The organism is Paraburkholderia sp. EG304 (genome assembly GCF_046543485.1).
Taxonomy (GTDB): domain Bacteria; phylum Pseudomonadota; class Gammaproteobacteria; order Burkholderiales; family Burkholderiaceae; genus Paraburkholderia; species Paraburkholderia youngii.
The window spans coordinates 1-915 of sequence record NZ_JBKGUA010000248.1 but is presented as its reverse complement, the minus strand read 5'-3'; the positions used below and the strand labels follow the sequence as shown (position 1 = coordinate 915).

Annotated in this window: 1 protein-coding gene; it reads right to left on the bottom strand. The window is 71.1% G+C overall.

Annotation, left to right across the window (positions count from 1 at the left end):
* Window positions 1-915 (bottom strand): condensation domain-containing protein (locus tag ACLFKU_RS43675; protein ID WP_410853380.1); only part of this gene is annotated, 915 nt, incomplete at both ends.

Sequence of the window (915 nt, the reverse complement as noted above, 5' to 3'; positions counted from 1 at the left end):
TGCAGCGCTGCGCCAGCGCCAGCGGGGCATGCTCGTGGGTGAGCAGCTCCGCCAGCCGCGCGTGGGTGCGACGCACACTCTCCCCGACCCCGGTTCCATCCACATCGAGCCGCACCGGCAGCGTGTTCATGAACAGCCCCATCGCCCGGTCCGCGCCGCTGCCACCATGCATGCGCCCGAACAGCACCGTGCCGAACACCACCTGCTCGCGCCCGCTGCTGCGCGCCACCACCTGCGCCCACGCCAGATGGCACAGGCTGGCCACGCTCACCCCCAGCCGCCGCGCCTGCTGCCGCAGCCGGTCGTTAAGCGCCTGCGGCAACTGCCGCCGCGCCTCGTCGTCCACCCCGCTGCCGTCGCCGCGCACCTCGCCCAGCCCGAACGGCAGCGTCGGCCCGTCAATCCCCGAGAGCATCTCCCGGAAGAACTGCTCATGCGCCTGCTCTCCCACACCCAGCCGCGCCTGCGCTATCAGGTTACGGAATGGCTGCGGCTCGGCCAGCTCGTGCCCGCGTCCCGCCAGCACGCTCCGCACCTCCGCATGCATTACCTCTGAGGTCGTGTGATCGCCGATCAGATGATGCTGCAGCGCCAGCAGCAGCCAGCGCCCGCTGCCCGGCTCCCGGGCCGTCACAAACCGTATCAGTGGCGCCCGCCCCAGATCGATGCGCTGCCCGCGCGGATCGAACCGGCGCCGCAGCTGCTCGGGAGCCGGCCCCTCAGCCTCGTCCAGTTCAACCTCCACCACCTCCAGCCGCGCCTGGCGCCACACCACCTGCGCCGGACTGGACAGCCCCTCCCACACAAACGACGTGCGCAGCATGTCGTGCCGGTCCACCACCCGCTGCACTGCCGCCAGATAGCGCTCCAGCAGGTCACGACCGGCAAATGCCATCTCCCGGGCCAACAGATAGG